Here is a 15,131-nt window from a genome sequence, read left to right on the forward strand (position 1 = left end):
CGTTGTGCTGACGAGGGCCGGTCAAAGCGGATCATCATAGTTTGCTGGCGTCGCGGGTTGTTGCTGCGAGCGCTGCTTGCGCAGAATGTCGTTGAGTTGATCACCATAGGCGTCTGTGATGACGGCGAGGAGATCGTCGAGCAGTTCGAAGACGGCGAGCGCCTGTTCTGGGGTCCAGTCGTCCGGGACGAGGAAGGCCAAGCCACGCCGGCGGCCTGAGGGCAGCAAGGGTTTTGGGCTCATGATGGCGGCGGCTTTTGCGGGGAGGATTTTGTCGCGGCGCGGCGACTGGCGCGGATTTCGGCGCGTTCGCGGGCTTCCTTGAAGCGGCAGGAATCGCCTTCGATGGAGATCACCTCGGCACGATGGACGAGACGGTCGACCAGGGAGACGACGCATGCGGCGTTCGGGAAGACATCGGACCATTCCGCGAAGGGCTTGTTGGTGGTTACGAGTGTGGAGCGGTTTTGATATCTGCGGCTGATCAGCTCGAACAGCAGATCGGCGTGGCGGTTGGAATAGGAGAGATAACCGACCTCATCGATCACCAGAACGTCGGGCGCGGCGTAGTGGCGCAGGCGTCGGCGCAGCGCGGCATCGCCATCGAGGGCGGCGAGTTCGCCGAGCATCTGGCTGGCGGGTTTGAACAGCACGGTATGGCCCTGGATGAGCGCCTGGTAGGCGACGTTCTGGGCCAGGGTTGACTTCCCGACGCCGTTCGGGCCGACAAAAACGATGTTGGTGGCATCGGCGAGGAAGGCCAGTGACATCAGCTCTTCGACGGCGCCGCGGTCGATCCGTTTTGGCCATGCCCAATCGAAGTCGGCCATGGTTTTGAAGTGGCCGAGCCTGACCTGACGGATGCGACGTTGCAGTGAGCGGTGCGCGCGTTCCTCTTCCTCCCACTTGAGCAGCGGCGCGATCCATTCGGCATCGCCGACCTCGGACCAGTGGGCGACGAGGCCGTTGAGGTGCAGAGCTTTGGCGCGCAAGCGCAGCGGTTCAGTCTGGGTTGGATTGGCTATCATCGTCATCCGTGGTGGTGAGTTGATCGTAGGTGTCGAGCCGGTGAGGCTGCACGGGGCTATCCTTGCGCCGCACGTGCTCTGGGAGGTTCACCGCGACGGGCGGCGGGTTGCCGCGCGCTGCGCGTTGCCGCTCCAGCGCGGCCCGCACGGTGTTGGCGTGGGGCGATCCGGCGCGCAACGCCTCCTCGACGGCGGTCTGCAAGCTGGCCGCGCCGTAGCGATCGAGCAGGCGCAGCAGCGCGCTGGTGAGAGCACCGATGTTGGTGCCGCGCTCGGCGGCACGGGTCAGCAGCAACTGGCAGGTCGGCACGGCCCTGGTCAGAGTGTCGACGCCGCGGTGCTGGCGGGCCTTTTGTTTGAACTGCACGAGCGCTTGCAGGTGGTGCGGGTCCTCGATCTGGGCGTCGCGATCGTAACCGCGGCGATGGCTGGCGATCATCTCGGCGCCATCGAAGATCCGGACCACCTCGACGTCGGCGCGTACGGTCAGCGTGCGGCGCACGCAGGTGTGGGGGACGGTGTAGTCGTTGAGGTCGAAGCGGACATCGGGCGTCTTGGCGACCTTGACGGCCAACTGCTCCTCGACCGGATAGGGGTTCTCCGGCAGCGGCAGCAGCAGCGGCTGTTCCTGGGCCAGGGCCTGCCGGACGGTCATGGTCCGATCCTCAGGACAGGGGCGGTCGGCCGCCTGGCCGCGACACCAGTGCTCGGCCTGCGCGTTCAGATCAGCCAGATTGGTAAAGTTGCGCGCGGCGAAGAAGGCGTCTCGAACGTGACGAATCGCGCGTTCAACCCGCCCCTTCTCGTTGCCCCGGGCAACCGCCACAGGCCGGGGTTCGAAGCGATAGTGGCCCGCGAAAGCCAGAAGCGTGGGGTGGAAACGGATCGCCTCACCCTGGCGCTCGAGCACGGCGCTCTTCAGATTGTCGTAGAGCAGGACTCTCGGCACGCCACACCAGGTATTGAAGGCGCCGACGTGGCCGCGCAAAAAGTTCTCCATTCGCGCATCGAGGAAGAAGCGCAGGTGGATGTCGCGCGAGTATGAAAGCACCATGACAAAGGCCATCAGCGGCCGGCGGGCGCGACCGATCTGGATATGGCCGAAGTGAGCCCAGTCGACCTGGCCCTGCTCGCCGGGTAGCGTTTGCAGCCGCAGGTACGCCTCGGGTGCGGGCCGTCGCCGATACAGGCTGATCAGATGCCGGAAGTGATCCGGGCCGCCCTGGTATCCGCGCTCGCGCACCATGGCATGCAGCCGGCTGGCCGTGAGGTCGGGGAATTTGGTCAAGGTCTGCCGGATGAACGGCAGATAAGGGTCGATCATCGCGGAGCGCAACTGCGGGCCATGCCGGGGCAGTCCAGCCTGCGCCAGCACGCGACGCACGGTGGTATGATGCAGGTGGAGCTGGCGCGCGATGGTGCCGCAGCGCCACTTCTCGACGTGATACAGGCGCAGGATCCGGGCCTCCAGTTCAGCGGTGATGGTCACAAACACGCTCCGTGGTCAGTCGGGTGGATCGAGGGACGGCCCGCGACGTCGCACGAAGTCGATCCGCACGAACAATGGCAGCCGGCTGCAGCAGCGACAGCATCGTGGTGAACGCGATGTCGCTGTCGCCGCAGGGCTGTCGAGACCTGCCGGTTGTCCGCCGGCGACAGCGATCGAGGCCGGCGGCACTACATCATCCACGTCCGGAGCGGGTGAACCCTGATGCGTCACGATTTTATTGCGGGCGCGGTAACGTCGGGCGCGAGCCGCATGCAGATGGCGGCCGCGACGGGTGCGTTGATAGCGCCGGCCGGCGTCGCGCACGCTCGCCCGTCGCATCGTCCTGGAGCACGCAGCTGTGCAATAGCGCTGACCGCGATCGCAACGGTTACAGATCAGCACCTGGGCCCGGCAGCGGGCACACAAGAACAAGCGGCCCGCGGCCTGCATCGGCGATCCCCGGCAAACGCCGAAGACGAGGCCGACGTGAGGCTCGACGGATGTGCGATGGCTGCTAGACTGTGTGCCACGCAATCCGCCGTCTGCCGATCACGCAGACGACGCGTGGATTGGGTACAGGCGCGGCTCCGGCTTCACTTTCCAGGGTTACGACGGCGCCGCGCCTGTGGTCTCTTCAGCGACCCGTTCCCTATCCGCCGAGGCGGGGCGCTGCGGTAGGGTCGAGGACTGGCGCGCCACACGACAAGTATCTTTGTCGAGTGCGTTTCCAGCCCCCGCCACCTCGCACGGAGCGTGCGGATTTCCCGCACTCCGCGCACCCACTTGCTTCACATCAAGGTTTATGTAGCCGTATCATGCTGGGCAGCTTTCATCGTGGATACTTTACCCGGTAGTTGTTGAACAACCTCAAGGTGTCGTACAGCCACGAGTTACTCCACTGCTCCCAACCGAAGCCCCTTCGTTTCCGTGCCTGCGCGCCATTTGGCGCCTGACCTTCTTCTCTACCCAATCTTTGATGTATTTGAAGCACTTGCTAGAGTGTCCAACTGCGAAGTAGTTCACCCACCCTCGGATCTTCGGATTGATCAGGTTGATTACCCTCTCAATCGGTTGGGATCGATGGCGTCGAAACACCTCCGAGAGCTCTCGCAATAGCGCTGTTCGCTTCTTCAGCTTGGGCGTGTACTGCGGCCGCATCACTCCGCGGACGACTGCGGAGATAGCGGAAGTCGAAACCCAGAAAGCCGAAGCTCTCGCCTCGTTCCAGGTCAACTATGCGGCTCTTTTCATCATTGATTTCAACCTGCAACTTGGCAAACTCCTCTCGGAGTCGCTTGGTCACAGCACCAATCAGCCAACCATGGCGCTTGTGGGCGTGGATCAAGATCACCAGGTCGTCCGCGAATCTTGCGTATTCGACGTTGGTGAACTTGCCGTTGCGTGTGATTTCTCGCGCCCTCTCCAGCATCTTGTCCACCTCGTTGAGGTAAAGATTACTGAGCAGGGGCGAAAGAACACTGCCTTGCGGAACGCCTTTCTTGCCAGAGGTCTTCAGCATGACCCTGAGAAGACGCATGACGTCCTGATCGTTGATCCGCTGAGCCACCTTCTCCAGCATCCGGTCATGCCGGACGTTGTCGAAAGACTACTCGACAGACTACCCACCACCGCGCTCATCATCTCGACGACTATCCCGATCAGGTAACCATCGTTCGGTCGCGCCATCCCTTTGAGGGATCTGCGCTTAATGTGCTTGGCTGGTGTCATCGACGCGGCGAACTTCATCTGACGCTTGTACTGCCCGATGGTACCCGTGCCCTTGTACCGGCTGCGTGGACAGATCTGCCTATCGCACAACATTTACCGCGTGCAAGCCCGCAATGCGCTCAAGCGGCATTCCTGGCTTCGCACGCCGAGCTGCTGCACGCCCGGACGATCGTCGACGCTTTGCTGCGGCAGTTGGATGCCGCGCATACTGTCCTGCCACAGCAATCGGAGGACAGCCATGCAGCAGCTAAGCTTTCTCGACCCACCACCTCAGCGCGGGGCCGTACCCGTATGGGAGGCCCTCGATAAAGAGCAGCGCGCACATCTCGTGCTGCGACTCGCCCGACTAATCGCCCGAGCAATCGCCACTGCCGGAGATCACAACGATGAACGAACTGAGCAAGATCACCGCTGAGCACCTACGCCGATGCGCAATCGTCTACGTGCGTCAGTCCAGTACGACGCAGGTCGAGCATAATCGCGAGTCCACTGCCCGTCAGTACGAGTTAGCCGAACGCGCCGCGCGGCTTGGTTGGCGACGCGATCAGGTGAAGGTCATCGATGAGGACCTCGGTATTTCCGGTTCCGGCCTTTCCGAGCGCACCGGCTTCGCGCGTATGACCGCGGAGGTCGGCCTCGGCCAGGTGGGCATCGTGCTCGGCTTGGAAGTCTCGCGACTAGCGCGCAATAATGCTGATTGGTACCGTCTGCTCGATCTATGTGGCCTGACCCACACGCTCATCGGTGATGGAGATGGGATTTACAAGCCGTCTTCGTCCAGGATCAGTGTGTCAGCGAGTGCGCACAGCTCGAGCAATCGATGCCAGTCGGTGTTGTTGCGCGCAAGGCGCGATACTTCAAGTCCGAGTACGATCCCGACACGGCCCAGGCCAACCTCACTGACCAGACGCTGGAAGCCCTCGCGGTCGGTGGCGCTGGCACCGGATTGTCCGAGATCGCTGTCGATCACCACGATCCGATCAAGCGGCCAACCGAGCGCGACGGCACGATCGCGCAGCGCATACTGGCGCTGCGTACTCTCGGTGTTCTCAAAGACCTGGCGGAGCGTCGACTGTCGCACATAAAGGTATGCCATCCGCGACAGATGCGTGGCAGTGATCTTCTGCGAGGCCTCACCGTTCATTGACATCATCGATATCCCTCCCTCGGTATGAGCTGTTCGACACAACGCGTCGAGAGAACCAGATTGGTGAGAAGCGCGGTCAGGTCGCGGTGTGGCACACTGCCGAGCCACGCCGGCGCAGAGTCGTACGCGCCGGGAGGTTCGGCCGCAGACACCTCCGCGGGGGGTGTGGTGTGTCGCACGCCTGACGCCCGGATAACGCCCTCCAGCGCCTTGAGCCATCCGGGCATTCCTTCGTACAACAGCAAGGCGAGACCCACGCCGCGGGGCTGGCCTGCTGCGCTCGCTCCGCCGGGATTGGCTTCCGCGCCGATGACCTGTGAACGAAGCAGCTCGTAATGGGCTACGTACTGCGCGGGATCGAGCGCAATCGCTTCGGCGATCGCAGGCGTTTTTTTTCTGCCGCTTCAGATAGGGGAGCAGACGCCGCAGGATGCTGCGCGGGTGGGCATGAATGCCACAACGTTCGGCGAGGAGTTCGGCCAACTCTGCACCGCCTGGCATGCGTTCGGCCTCGCGCACCGCCTGCGCCAGCACGACAAGGGCCTCCTCGGTAAGCTTGTGCGGGCGCTTCGGCCCGCGCTTGCGGGGTAACAGGCCTGGCAGACCTTCGCGTTTGAACAGCTCCCAGGTCACGTAATAGACCGGCCGGGACAGTCCAAAGGACTCTGCCGCATCCACCACGGCGCGTCCCTCCTTCGCGACGCTGCGGAGCATCTCGTACTTGACCTGGACCAGATCGTTCGGATCGAAGAACGCACTGCCGCGAAAGAGCGGATCGGTCACGGCCTGAGGGCGGGGATTGCAGGCGCCGTGGGCCTGCAAGGCCTGTCGGCGCCGCGCCCGTTGACGTGAATCTGCTGCCATCCGGCCTCCTTGAAGCGCGAATCGCCCATGTGTCTTTATAATTAGCTTCCTTATACTTGCGACGATCAAGAGGAGAAGACCAAGAAAGCAAGCAGTATCCCGATATATACGCGCTTTTACGGAGCAGACTGCGGGTCAACGCGCACGTCAACTCCGATGCACGGACATATTTGTAAAGACACTCTGTACATAATTTGCCTAACATGACGGCGCCTCCTCTTGCCGCCAGCACTGATCGATGAGCTTGCGCAGCTCACGCAGTTGATCGGTTCGGAAGAAGGCGCGACCAGCACCAACCGTGACTACAAGGTCGGGCTCGATAACGTCAGTCCATTCGACCGGAAGTGTGCGCAGCCTCCCTTCGGGGCCTGCGTACATCACGCGGTCTCCGCCCCAGTTGTTGCGCACGGCAAGCAGATCGAACGTCTGTCCTTGTAGCGGATGGAACGGATGCGTGACCGTAAAAACTTGCGCGCCATGCTCATCACCATATGCAATGCGCGCTAGACTCCAAGGGGACCGTGGAGAACGCGATCCAGCACACCCAGGGCACCGCGCTCGCCGGGCGGCGCTTCGAGACACTCGAGGCTCAGAACAGGTTTCTGGAGCACTGGGAGGCGAACTGGGCCTCCAAACGCATCCATGGCAGCACAAGGCGTCAGGTCGAGGCCATGTTCCAGGAGGAGAAGCCGCATCTGCAACCATTGCCCGCGACCGGCTTCCGTTACTTCTCCGAGCTCGTGCGCACCGTCTACGACGACACCACCGTGCGCGTGGATCACAGCGACTATGCCGCGCGCCCCGCGCCGATCGGCAGCCAGGTCGTGGTACGCCTCTACGAGACCACGATCGAGATCCGCGACCGCAGCACCCAGGCGCTGCTGCGCGTTCATGCCCGCGCCGCACGGCCGGGTTCGCTCAAACTGCCGCACAACGAGCGCCCGTTCAATCCATCTCGTCAGACCGCCTTCCTGCTGGCAAGCGCCGGCGACATCGGCCCGCAAGCGAAGGCGCTCTGTCAGCACCTGTTCGACACCGAAGGTCGCGTTGGACAACGCGCGATGTGGGGCACTGTCGGACTTGCGAAGAAGTATCCCGCCCGGCTCGTCGAGCAGGCCTGCGATCACGCGGTGCGATATCATATCCACCGCTACAAACAGGTGCGCGCCATCGTTGAGCGATTATTCGAGCAGGCGCTCGAGCGCGTCGATCAAGCACCACACCTCACGCTGCCTCTGACGCAGGATCATCCACTGATCCGTCCCGCAGACGAATACGGCGAACTCTTTCGCCTCGGCGTCCAGAACCGTGCCAGCAACGAGAGCCGGCCCAGCAACAACGGCGATGATCAGCCCGCACCAAACCGCGCTCGCGTCGTCTCCGCAATCCCGGCCAGCTCCGACGACGCGAGCGCTCCCGTCGAGGCCTTGATTGCCGATCAACTCAGCCTTTCAACCTCCACAGGAGATCATTCGGAATGACCATGACCTTGCCAGAAATCGATCACTGTCTACGACAGTTGCGGCTGTCGGGCATACGCGACACGCTCGAGACCCGTGTCCTGCAGGCCCAGGGCGCCAGCCAACCGTTCCTCGAGACCTTCTGCCTACTCCTGCAGGACGAACTCGATCGTCGTCAGTCCCGTCTCATCGATCGCCGCTACCAGCAATCCGGGCTTGAAGAGAAGCTCACGCTCGCGGAGTTCGACTGGTCCTTCAATCCCAAACTGCCGCGTCAGGCCTGCTTCCAGCTGCATGCGCTGAAGTTTGTCGCCGTCGGTGAAAACGCTCTGTTCATTGGCAAGCCCGGCACTGGAAAATCGCACGTGGCCAAGGCCGTCGCCTACCAGGCCATCCTGCAAGGCCACAAGGTCCAGTATCTCGAGGCCGATGACTTCTTTAACCGCTACGCCCTCAGGGTCGGTGCGAGCGTAGCGCCTCCACACCTCGCAATGTCGGGCAGCGCGCGATAAGATCCCGGGCAAAGCTAGCGTGCGCCCTCAGGTGAGCGAATTCGGCCGCTACGGTTTTGCGCACTTCTTCAATCATTAGCAAGCTCAATGGTCACTTCCATCGGCACGACAGAGGAGATCAACACCTCCATCGCTTTGGAGGCAGCTTGCGATCCATCCGATGCAGGCGTCCATCCGAGTTGAAGCTCTGTTTCTCCCGTGATGCGGGCGAGATAGATCAGCCAAGCCGTTACCAAGTATTCCGAGCGATCGAGTGGGGACAGCTTAGCCAAAGCACTTGGACTGAACCACGAACTCGACTGCCATCTGTGCGGCGCCGCAGCCACGAACGACGACACGAAAGGAGGATGCAATGCTCTAAACTGCCCGAGCCGCTGTCGCCAAAAAATCCTCCCGAGGCGCCAGCAATTCATGGGTGGCAGTTATGCTCCGCACCTCATCATCGCTCAAGATCGGAAGGCGACTACCTTCATCCACATTGAAGTGCCTGGCGAGGGCGCGCGCATCCAACACCTGACCATCGGAGTTGCCAAAGCAAACATCAACATCCTGCGTACCCGTCGCCACACGCCAATGGCTCGAGTGGACCTCAAGCAGGGAACCTGCCGGAACGCCCGATCGTCGAGGCAACACCTCCATGCGCCTGACTGTGACAGCCTCATCGCCAACGAGCGCCTTGGGCAGACACATTGGATTGGGATGATATGGCCCAAAGCCTAGGGCCCGCGTCATCGCGGACAACTCTTGCGCGGATTGATCCCATCGCAGACAGCCTGCCGCATCTGGGCGTCGACGTCTCGGAAAGTAGCTTCTGCCCACCAGCGCCTGCGGATAGGCCGTAAGCCTCCCGTTTTCGAGCCCAGTTAAGAGTTCGCGGAAGCCCTCGATCGCGGCTTCATAGCATTTAAGGTTCAGGGTCAGTGCCGTATCGGTGGGCGCAATCAGCACTTGGCGCTGAACCACGACGTCACCGTATCAACACCATCATCGATCCGATGCCACGTGATGGCATATTCGGTCTCTTGCGCCAGCAGCGCCCAAGACGTCGCGTGCGTTCCCGCGTATCGTGGCAATGGACCGTCGTGGTAATTGAAAGCACCTCGATGCACTCGCCCAAACACGTCCGGTGGCAATATGAACGGATTGGCAATGGAGAAAATCCAATCCATCGGCTCAGCCTTCAAAAAAGAAGAGAGCTCTTCAACGCTTTCTACAGACGGGATGTTCGAGCGAACAGCCCAATCGCGGAATACGCGATCGGCACACAACGCTGCACCAATGACGTGGCCCATCTCAATTGCCAGCTGCGCGCATCTGATAGCGAGCGTACCACTGCCGACAACGACGATAGGGGAGATCGATCGCGCTTCAGGTAGCCTGTTCTGATCGCCTGGTTGGCAGGCGCTCCCGCGCGCCGGAGATGCCCAATATGTCATCTTCACCGCTCCTGCAGTCCATCCATCAAGCTGGGCATTCCCACCAGGTCGCGCCACGTAGCGACTCAAATCAGCCACACTGGTTCGAATTTTGCTCGGGATAACCGCGCCCACAGTCGCTTGCGCAATATGGGGGTATTGGCGGTGCCGAAACTCTTGCGCGCCGCCCAGATCTTCCAATGTCGCGGGCAGGCCCCACGCCTTCAGATATCGTCCGCAGCTGCCACCTTAACCTGGTCTGAGTTTCCGGTGAGCGAGATCATCGGACGACTTCTCCTCAGTCAATGTGCCTTTATAGAGGAGACTACGCATGTATCGTGCCAAAGGAGAAATCGTTCTCTGTCAGTATGCTAGCCCTAACACTGCTATGTCACTTATCCGACTTCGCTGTAGATCGGCGTGGGGTCCGGACGCCGATCAGCACGCCAAACGCTTGATCTCGTTCACATCTCCGGGGTCACACTTGTCCGCTTATTCACACTCGCGATTGTGCAACACCTGATGGGCCGAAGATTGACGCACGTAAAGAATCGCCTTGCGCTCCAGATGATGTCCTTCGCGGGCGGCGTCGCGGTCATCGCAGCATGGTCGAGGATCAACTGCGTCATCAGGCTCGTGAGCGCTGCCCGCGCTTCTGCCGGCAGATCCAGCCATGCCGGCGCGCCGATCGCGCCGTTCGACAGGCCTCTCCCGAACAGATCCATCTGCTGCTGCGGCCGCGGTTGTCGATTGTGTCGGTATCCGCTCCCTGGCACTGCCGTCTGCCGTGACATGAGTCTCTCCCCGATTCTGCTCGTGAGAGGCTCTGGATGCGCCAGAAAGCAGGGCAGCTGATGGCGTTCGATCCTTCAACGCCAGATCGAGAAGCGCAGAGAGCGCCGCAAGTGCGTCGATGCCGACAAACGGCTGAGCTGTCAAAGGCTCTGCGTCAGGGCATGCTGCCCGATCGAACATCCATGCTGGAACCTCCAACCATCGATCCGCTTGCGATCCATCAAGAGAGCAGCGGAAAGCGACATCATCAGCCTTCTCGACCCTTCCATGAACGCAGGCTCGGAGACAAAACCAGGGATGATGTCGATAAAGAACCTCGCGAAGAACGGTCCTGTGGGCGTTCGCCCCACACCGCCTCGTTGACATAGACAAAGAGCTCCCCGGGTCGCTTGGGCACGACTTGAACGTTCAGCATGTTGGACTTCGGATCGTCGGGCTCGAGAACCGCTTCGTCACTTCCCACTGAGCCTACCCGCGCGATGACCTTGAACCGCTCTACGAAGAGGCCGCTTCAGCGGCCAGATCGAGGCCTCCGTATCCCGATCAATCGCGGGCGAGATCATTCCGGAATGGTGGGCGACATCGAGCGGAATCAGCAGTCAAAACCAGAACGCGACGGATCAAGCGCTGAAAATGATTGGCGAGGCAACCAAGCGTCCAGCCAAGTCCGGGGATCGATGATCGTCATCCAAAAGATGTAAAACAATATCATCGGTCCCGCCGCAATGACGCGCCGATCAGAAGATCAGGATCAGGAGCACAAAAATAGATAGTCAGCACCAAATTCAGCTTCGGTCAATCCGGGAGAGTGCGGGGAATTGCTGGAATCGGACAAGTCAAATGACCACCGCCGCCGAACGCTGTAGTCGCGCCGATCCACCCCGAAGGCAATGCCGGTGATCCTGACCACCGATGAAGAGCACGTCTGGATGCGCGCACCGTGGGACCAAGCGAACGTGTTGCAGCAGCCATTGCTAGACGGTGCGCTGCAGATCGTCGCACGGGACCCGTAAAGCGCAGCGGTCTAAAGTGCGTATGCTGTAAATAATCTCTGCGAAAGCGATAGGTCGCCGACCACGCAAGGTGAGGGCCTCGCGACCATGTGGCACGACCAAATGATGGAGACAGAGAATGAAGGATACTCGGCGATTCTGCGACGGGACACGGCTTCATCCGTACCTTGGTGGTGGTGGTAGCGGCGGGAGCTAGCGCGAGCCCTCGGCATAGCGCAGCGCCAGATCCCCGCGCGAGTGGCAGCAAATTGCTCAAGCACGGCAAACGCTTTCATCTCGACTCACCCGCGGTTTGTGTCCACGGCCGTCTCAAAGACCTGGGCTGCCTCCGTAGTCGCACGTATAACCAACGGTGTACAAATCGGGAAACTCACAGCTAACATTCATAAAAGCTTCGCAATATGGAGCCCTCGAAAGCTGCCACCAGTCGCTAAAGCGGAGCGGCCAGAAATGGCGGACCGGATGCGAGGGGCGCATCAGCGTGGCCAAACGGCGGCACGGGCTCGATCGCTGCCGCTACAAAGGTCGCACCGGAATGAAGCGCTGGGTCGGGCTCGGCGTTGTTGCTGACAACCTCATGAGCATCGGTCGCGCGATGGAAGAACGGTCAACAAAAACGTAGTCCACTTCCAGAGCAATCTCTTGGCATCTCATCGCCCGCTCCCCCGGGGGCCTTCTCGTTGTCTGCGTGGTTGACCGCGCCCTTCACAACCGCGATTTTTGCGCTGGAAAGAGGAGCGGACCGGATCACGATAGATGCCACGGGCGCTGATCTTGGTGCCCCAGCGCCGCTCGATGGTGTCATCGAGCCCGATCACCACCGGGCCGTGCGCGGGCACCAGGCTGCGGACCAGCACGACAAGGAGACGTCCTGCGGCCGCCCGCGACGACCATGCCGCACGGTTGAGGATGCGGTGAAAGGTGCAGAAGTCGGGCTCGCGATCTCGCCCCAGAATGCGCAGAGCCGCCGCGACGGTGCGCCGGCCAGCAGCACGTGCGACCAGGTTGGGCGCGTGAACACGTCGGCAAAGCCGGCCAGCCGGGCAACAAAGCGAGGTGGGAGCGGATCAGAAGAACTGGGGAGAAGACGGGACGGTTGCATCGCATCCGTAGAGTCGGCGCGGTGAATCGCGGCAATCTTGCCGGTGTGCGACAAATTGAATCGGCAGGTTCATGCATCTTGGCATGCCCATCGATCGTCGCGCACATTGACCGTCATGTCCAAGCCCGCCCCCGTCCTTGCCCAGATCGCGGCCCAGTTCACGCATCACAACGTGGAAAAGCGCGGCAGCGCCTATACGATTCTCGATCGCCGTAGCTCAAATCCGATTGCCCGGCTGCGACCGATCCCAGATACCGACCGCTTCGAGCTCTTTTATTGGTCGAACGTCAAAGATCGTTGGACGCCCTTCGGCAACATCGGGCGCATGAAACTCATGTTGACCAGCGCTCACGAGATCGTAGAGAACGATCCCATGTTCCGCATCGCGCGCGGTCGATAGACCCACGCCAAAATTGGCCAAAGTCAAGCTCAGGGGCCGCGTCGGAACTTCTGTGGTCGACGGCTTGTTGTGGCCGCGCGGAGCCTCCCGCTTGCGCCCTTCAGGGGGCCTCGGACGACCTCCAGCCACAGGCGGGAAAGGTCAAACAGTCCCATCACGACTCTTGATCCATCGTATTTCTGCGCTATATCCGGGTTTCCCCTTACCCAATTGTGATCCGGTGAATGCATGACGACGTCAGATACGGCTGTGCATACGCAGCCCTTTCAAGCCGAGGTGTCCGAGCTGTTGCACCTGATGGTGCACTCCGTCTATTCGGAGACCGACATCTTCCTGCGCGAGCTTCTTTCGAACGCGTCGGATGCCTGCGACAGGCTCCGCTATGAGGCTATCGCGATCCCTTCATTACTTGGCGAGGGTGAGGCGCTGAAGGTCCGTATCATTCCGAATAAGCCGGCGAATACGCTGACGATCGCCGACAACGGCATCGGCATGGAGCGGCAGGAGCTGGTCGACCATCTCGGTACCATCGCCCGCTCCGGCACCAAGGCGTTCGTGTCGAAGCTGAAGGAGGCCAAGGACGGCCTAGGCCTGATCGGCCAGTTCGGTGTTGGCTTCTATTCTGCCTTCATGGTCGCCGAGAAGATCGTCGTGATCAGCCGCCGCGCCGGCGAGAGTGACGTCTGGACCTGGACGTCCTCCGGCGGCTCCGGATTCGAGATCGCCCGCGCCAGCGACGAGGACGCAGCGCGCGTGGCGCGCGGCACCGAGATCGTCCTGCACCTGAAGGACGACGCGAAGAAGTATCTCGAGACCTACGAGATCGAGCGCATCGTCGGTGCCTATTCCGACAACATCCTGTTTCCCATCGAGCTCGTGCCCGGTGAGGGCGAGCCGCGCCAGATCAATTCGGCAAGCGCGCTGTGGCAGCGCTCGAAATCCGAGCTGACGGCAGACGACTACAAAAAGGCCTATCAGCAGATCGCTTCCGCCTTCGGCGATCCCGCGATCACGCTGCACTACCACGCCGAGGGCCGCCACTCATACGCCGTGCTGCTGTTCGCACCGTCGACGAAGCCGTTCGACCTGTTCGAGCCGAATCGCAAGGGCCGCGTCAAACTCTACGTCCGCCGCGTCTTCATCACCGATGATGCCGATCTGCTGCCGGGTTACCTCCGCTTCATCCGGGGCGTCGTCGACAGCGAGGATCTCCCGCTCAACATCTCCCGCGAGATGCTCCAGAACAATCCGCAGCTCGCGCAGATCCGCAAAGCCGTGGCGACCCGCGTCCTGTCCGAGCTCGAAAGCCTCGCCGAGAAGGACCCGGAGAATTTTGCCAAGATCTGGGATGCTTTTGGCGCGGTGCTGAAAGAAGGCATCTACGAGGATTTCGAGCGTCGCGAAAAGCTGCTGGCGCTGTCGCGCTTCACCACCACGTCAGGCGAGAAGCGCTCGCTCAAGCAGATTATCGCCGATTTCAAGCCGAACCAGACCGAGATCTATTATCTCGTCGGTGACAGCATCGAGCGACTGAAATCCAATCCGCGGCTGGAGGCCGCCACCGCGCGCGGCATCGAGGTGCTGTTGCTGTCCGATCCCGTCGACGCGTTCTGGACCTCGATGCCGGCGGAGTTCGAGGGCAAGCCGCTGAAGTCCTTGAGCCAGGGCGACCTCAATCTCGACCTGATCCCGCGCGTCGACGCAACGGACGAGGCGAAGAAGGACGAGCCGGCCGCCGATGAAGCGGCCACCATCGCCTTGATAAAGGCCGCGCTCGGCGAGCGCGTCAGTGACGTCAAGGCTTCCACGCGCCTCACCAGCTCCGCCTCCTGCCTCGTCGCAGGCACTGACGGCCCGAGTCGCGAGCTGGAGCGCATTCTGTCGCAGCAGAACCGCGGCATGCGCACCAAGCCGATCCTCGAGATCAACCTGCGCCATCCGATGGTGGCGGCGATTACCCGGGCAGAGGCCGGCTCCAAAGCCGTCGACGACCTCAGCCTGCTTCTGCTCGAACAGGCGCAGATCCTGGACGGCGAATTGCCGGAGCACGCGGCGGCCTTTGCAGCAAGGCTGAACCGGCTGGTGCTGCAGGGGCTCGGTAGGTAGCCCGGACAGGTGCCTCCGGGTGGATAGTGATTTGCCGCTGCGCATTTCTTCCAGATGGAGTTAGAGTCCGGC

General features: G+C 61.6%; 15 protein-coding genes and 5 pseudogenes. 8 read left to right on the forward strand and 12 right to left on the reverse strand.

The genetic code is table 11. The features are described from left to right. Positions 1-21 precede the first annotated feature (21 nt). The 5 genes and pseudogenes from ACVJGD_RS26495 to ACVJGD_RS26515 all read right to left on the reverse strand — a co-directional run. Positions 22-201 carry a hypothetical protein gene (locus ACVJGD_RS26495; RefSeq protein ID WP_456637044.1) on the reverse strand — a complete coding sequence of 60 codons (180 nt, stop codon included), beginning with the start codon at positions 199-201 and terminating at the stop codon, positions 22-24. 38 nt (positions 202-239) lie between these two features. Next, positions 240-1,028, reverse strand: coding sequence for an IS21-like element helper ATPase IstB (gene istB / locus ACVJGD_RS26500; protein WP_456637045.1), 789 nt, complete (start codon positions 1,026-1,028; stop codon positions 240-242). Beyond that, entirely contained in the window at positions 1,003-2,517 is a 1,515-nt protein-coding gene (istA, locus tag ACVJGD_RS26505; protein WP_456637046.1) for an IS21 family transposase, read from the reverse strand. The genes istB and istA overlap by 26 nt, the downstream gene beginning before the upstream one ends. An 867-nt stretch (positions 2,518-3,384) precedes the next feature. Beyond that, positions 3,385-3,675 (reverse strand): group II intron maturase-specific domain-containing protein, encoded by a 291-nt coding sequence (locus tag ACVJGD_RS26510; protein ID WP_456637047.1) that lies wholly within the window; start codon positions 3,673-3,675, stop codon positions 3,385-3,387. Continuing rightward, positions 3,581-4,108 (reverse strand): annotated as a pseudogene (locus ACVJGD_RS26515) (reverse transcriptase domain-containing protein); the annotation flags it as partial. The pseudogene ACVJGD_RS26515 and the gene ACVJGD_RS26510, both read right to left, overlap by 95 nt. Before the next feature lie 523 nt (positions 4,109-4,631). Here ACVJGD_RS26515 and ACVJGD_RS26520 point away from each other — a divergent pair. Further along, a pseudogene (locus tag ACVJGD_RS26520) lies at positions 4,632-4,955 on the forward strand (recombinase family protein); the annotation flags it as partial. A gap of 53 nt (positions 4,956-5,008) precedes the next feature. Here ACVJGD_RS26520 and ACVJGD_RS26525 read toward each other — a convergent pair. Continuing rightward, a pseudogene (locus ACVJGD_RS26525) lies at positions 5,009-5,389 on the reverse strand (recombinase family protein); the annotation flags it as partial. A gap of 450 nt (positions 5,390-5,839) precedes the next feature. On the opposite strand from ACVJGD_RS26525, the gene ACVJGD_RS26530 reads away from it, so the two are divergent. Further along, positions 5,840-5,983 carry a hypothetical protein gene (locus ACVJGD_RS26530; RefSeq protein WP_456640602.1) on the forward strand — a complete coding sequence of 48 codons (144 nt, stop codon included), beginning with the start codon at positions 5,840-5,842 and terminating at the stop codon, positions 5,981-5,983. 471 nt (positions 5,984-6,454) lie between these two features. On the opposite strand, the gene ACVJGD_RS26535 is transcribed toward ACVJGD_RS26530, so the two are convergent. Further along, positions 6,455-6,838 carry a DUF5372 family protein gene (locus ACVJGD_RS26535; protein WP_456637048.1) on the reverse strand — a complete coding sequence of 128 codons (384 nt, stop codon included), beginning with the start codon at positions 6,836-6,838 and terminating at the stop codon, positions 6,455-6,457. Here ACVJGD_RS26535 and ACVJGD_RS26540 point away from each other — a divergent pair. Both ACVJGD_RS26540 and ACVJGD_RS26545 read left to right on the forward strand, forming a co-directional pair. After that, a pseudogene (locus ACVJGD_RS26540) lies at positions 6,769-7,552 on the forward strand (Mu transposase domain-containing protein); the annotation flags it as partial. The gene ACVJGD_RS26535 and the pseudogene ACVJGD_RS26540 overlap by 70 nt on opposite strands. Before the next feature lie 181 nt (positions 7,553-7,733). Next, entirely contained in the window at positions 7,734-8,228 is a 495-nt protein-coding gene (locus ACVJGD_RS26545) for an ATP-binding protein (protein WP_456637049.1), read from the forward strand. Between the two features lie 68 nt (positions 8,229-8,296). On the opposite strand, the gene ACVJGD_RS26550 is transcribed toward ACVJGD_RS26545, so the two are convergent. The 4 genes from ACVJGD_RS26550 to ACVJGD_RS26565 form a co-directional block, all read right to left on the reverse strand. After that, positions 8,297-8,566 carry a hypothetical protein gene (locus tag ACVJGD_RS26550; RefSeq protein WP_456637050.1) on the reverse strand — a complete coding sequence of 90 codons (270 nt, stop codon included), beginning with the start codon at positions 8,564-8,566 and terminating at the stop codon, positions 8,297-8,299. Positions 8,567-8,585: 19 nt separating this feature from the next. Then, on the reverse strand, positions 8,586-9,191 hold the full coding sequence (locus tag ACVJGD_RS26555; protein WP_456637051.1) for a hypothetical protein: 606 nt from the start codon (positions 9,189-9,191) through the stop codon (positions 8,586-8,588). Then, a complete protein-coding gene (locus ACVJGD_RS26560; protein WP_456637052.1) occupies positions 9,170-9,844 on the reverse strand; it encodes a formyltransferase family protein in 675 nt (224 codons plus the stop codon). The genes ACVJGD_RS26555 and ACVJGD_RS26560 overlap by 22 nt, the downstream gene beginning before the upstream one ends. Positions 9,845-10,107: 263 nt before the next feature. Further along, on the reverse strand, positions 10,108-10,437 hold the full coding sequence (locus ACVJGD_RS26565) for a hypothetical protein (RefSeq protein WP_456637053.1): 330 nt from the start codon (positions 10,435-10,437) through the stop codon (positions 10,108-10,110). Between the two features lie 854 nt (positions 10,438-11,291). On the opposite strand from ACVJGD_RS26565, the pseudogene ACVJGD_RS26570 reads away from it, so the two are divergent. Together ACVJGD_RS26570 and ACVJGD_RS26575 are read left to right on the forward strand one after the other, a co-directional pair. After that, a pseudogene (locus tag ACVJGD_RS26570) lies at positions 11,292-11,451 on the forward strand (SOS response-associated peptidase); the annotation flags it as partial. 352 nt (positions 11,452-11,803) lie between these two features. Next, positions 11,804-12,073 (forward strand): transposase, encoded by a 270-nt coding sequence (locus tag ACVJGD_RS26575; RefSeq protein WP_456637054.1) that lies wholly within the window; start codon positions 11,804-11,806, stop codon positions 12,071-12,073. 28 nt (positions 12,074-12,101) lie between these two features. Here the strand turns inward: ACVJGD_RS26575 and ACVJGD_RS26580 are convergent, their stop codons facing one another. After that, positions 12,102-12,455, reverse strand: coding sequence for a transposase (locus ACVJGD_RS26580; RefSeq protein WP_456640382.1), 354 nt, complete (start codon positions 12,453-12,455; stop codon positions 12,102-12,104). 213 nt (positions 12,456-12,668) lie between these two features. On the opposite strand from ACVJGD_RS26580, the gene ACVJGD_RS26585 reads away from it, so the two are divergent. After that, entirely contained in the window at positions 12,669-12,953 is a 285-nt protein-coding gene (locus tag ACVJGD_RS26585) for a hypothetical protein (RefSeq protein WP_456637055.1), read from the forward strand. Between the two features lie 228 nt (positions 12,954-13,181). Continuing rightward, on the forward strand, positions 13,182-15,059 hold the full coding sequence (htpG, locus tag ACVJGD_RS26590; RefSeq protein ID WP_456637056.1) for a molecular chaperone HtpG: 1,878 nt from the start codon (positions 13,182-13,184) through the stop codon (positions 15,057-15,059). Positions 15,060-15,131: the final 72 nt, after the last annotated feature.

Source organism: Bradyrhizobium sp. USDA 10063 (genome assembly GCF_054063735.1).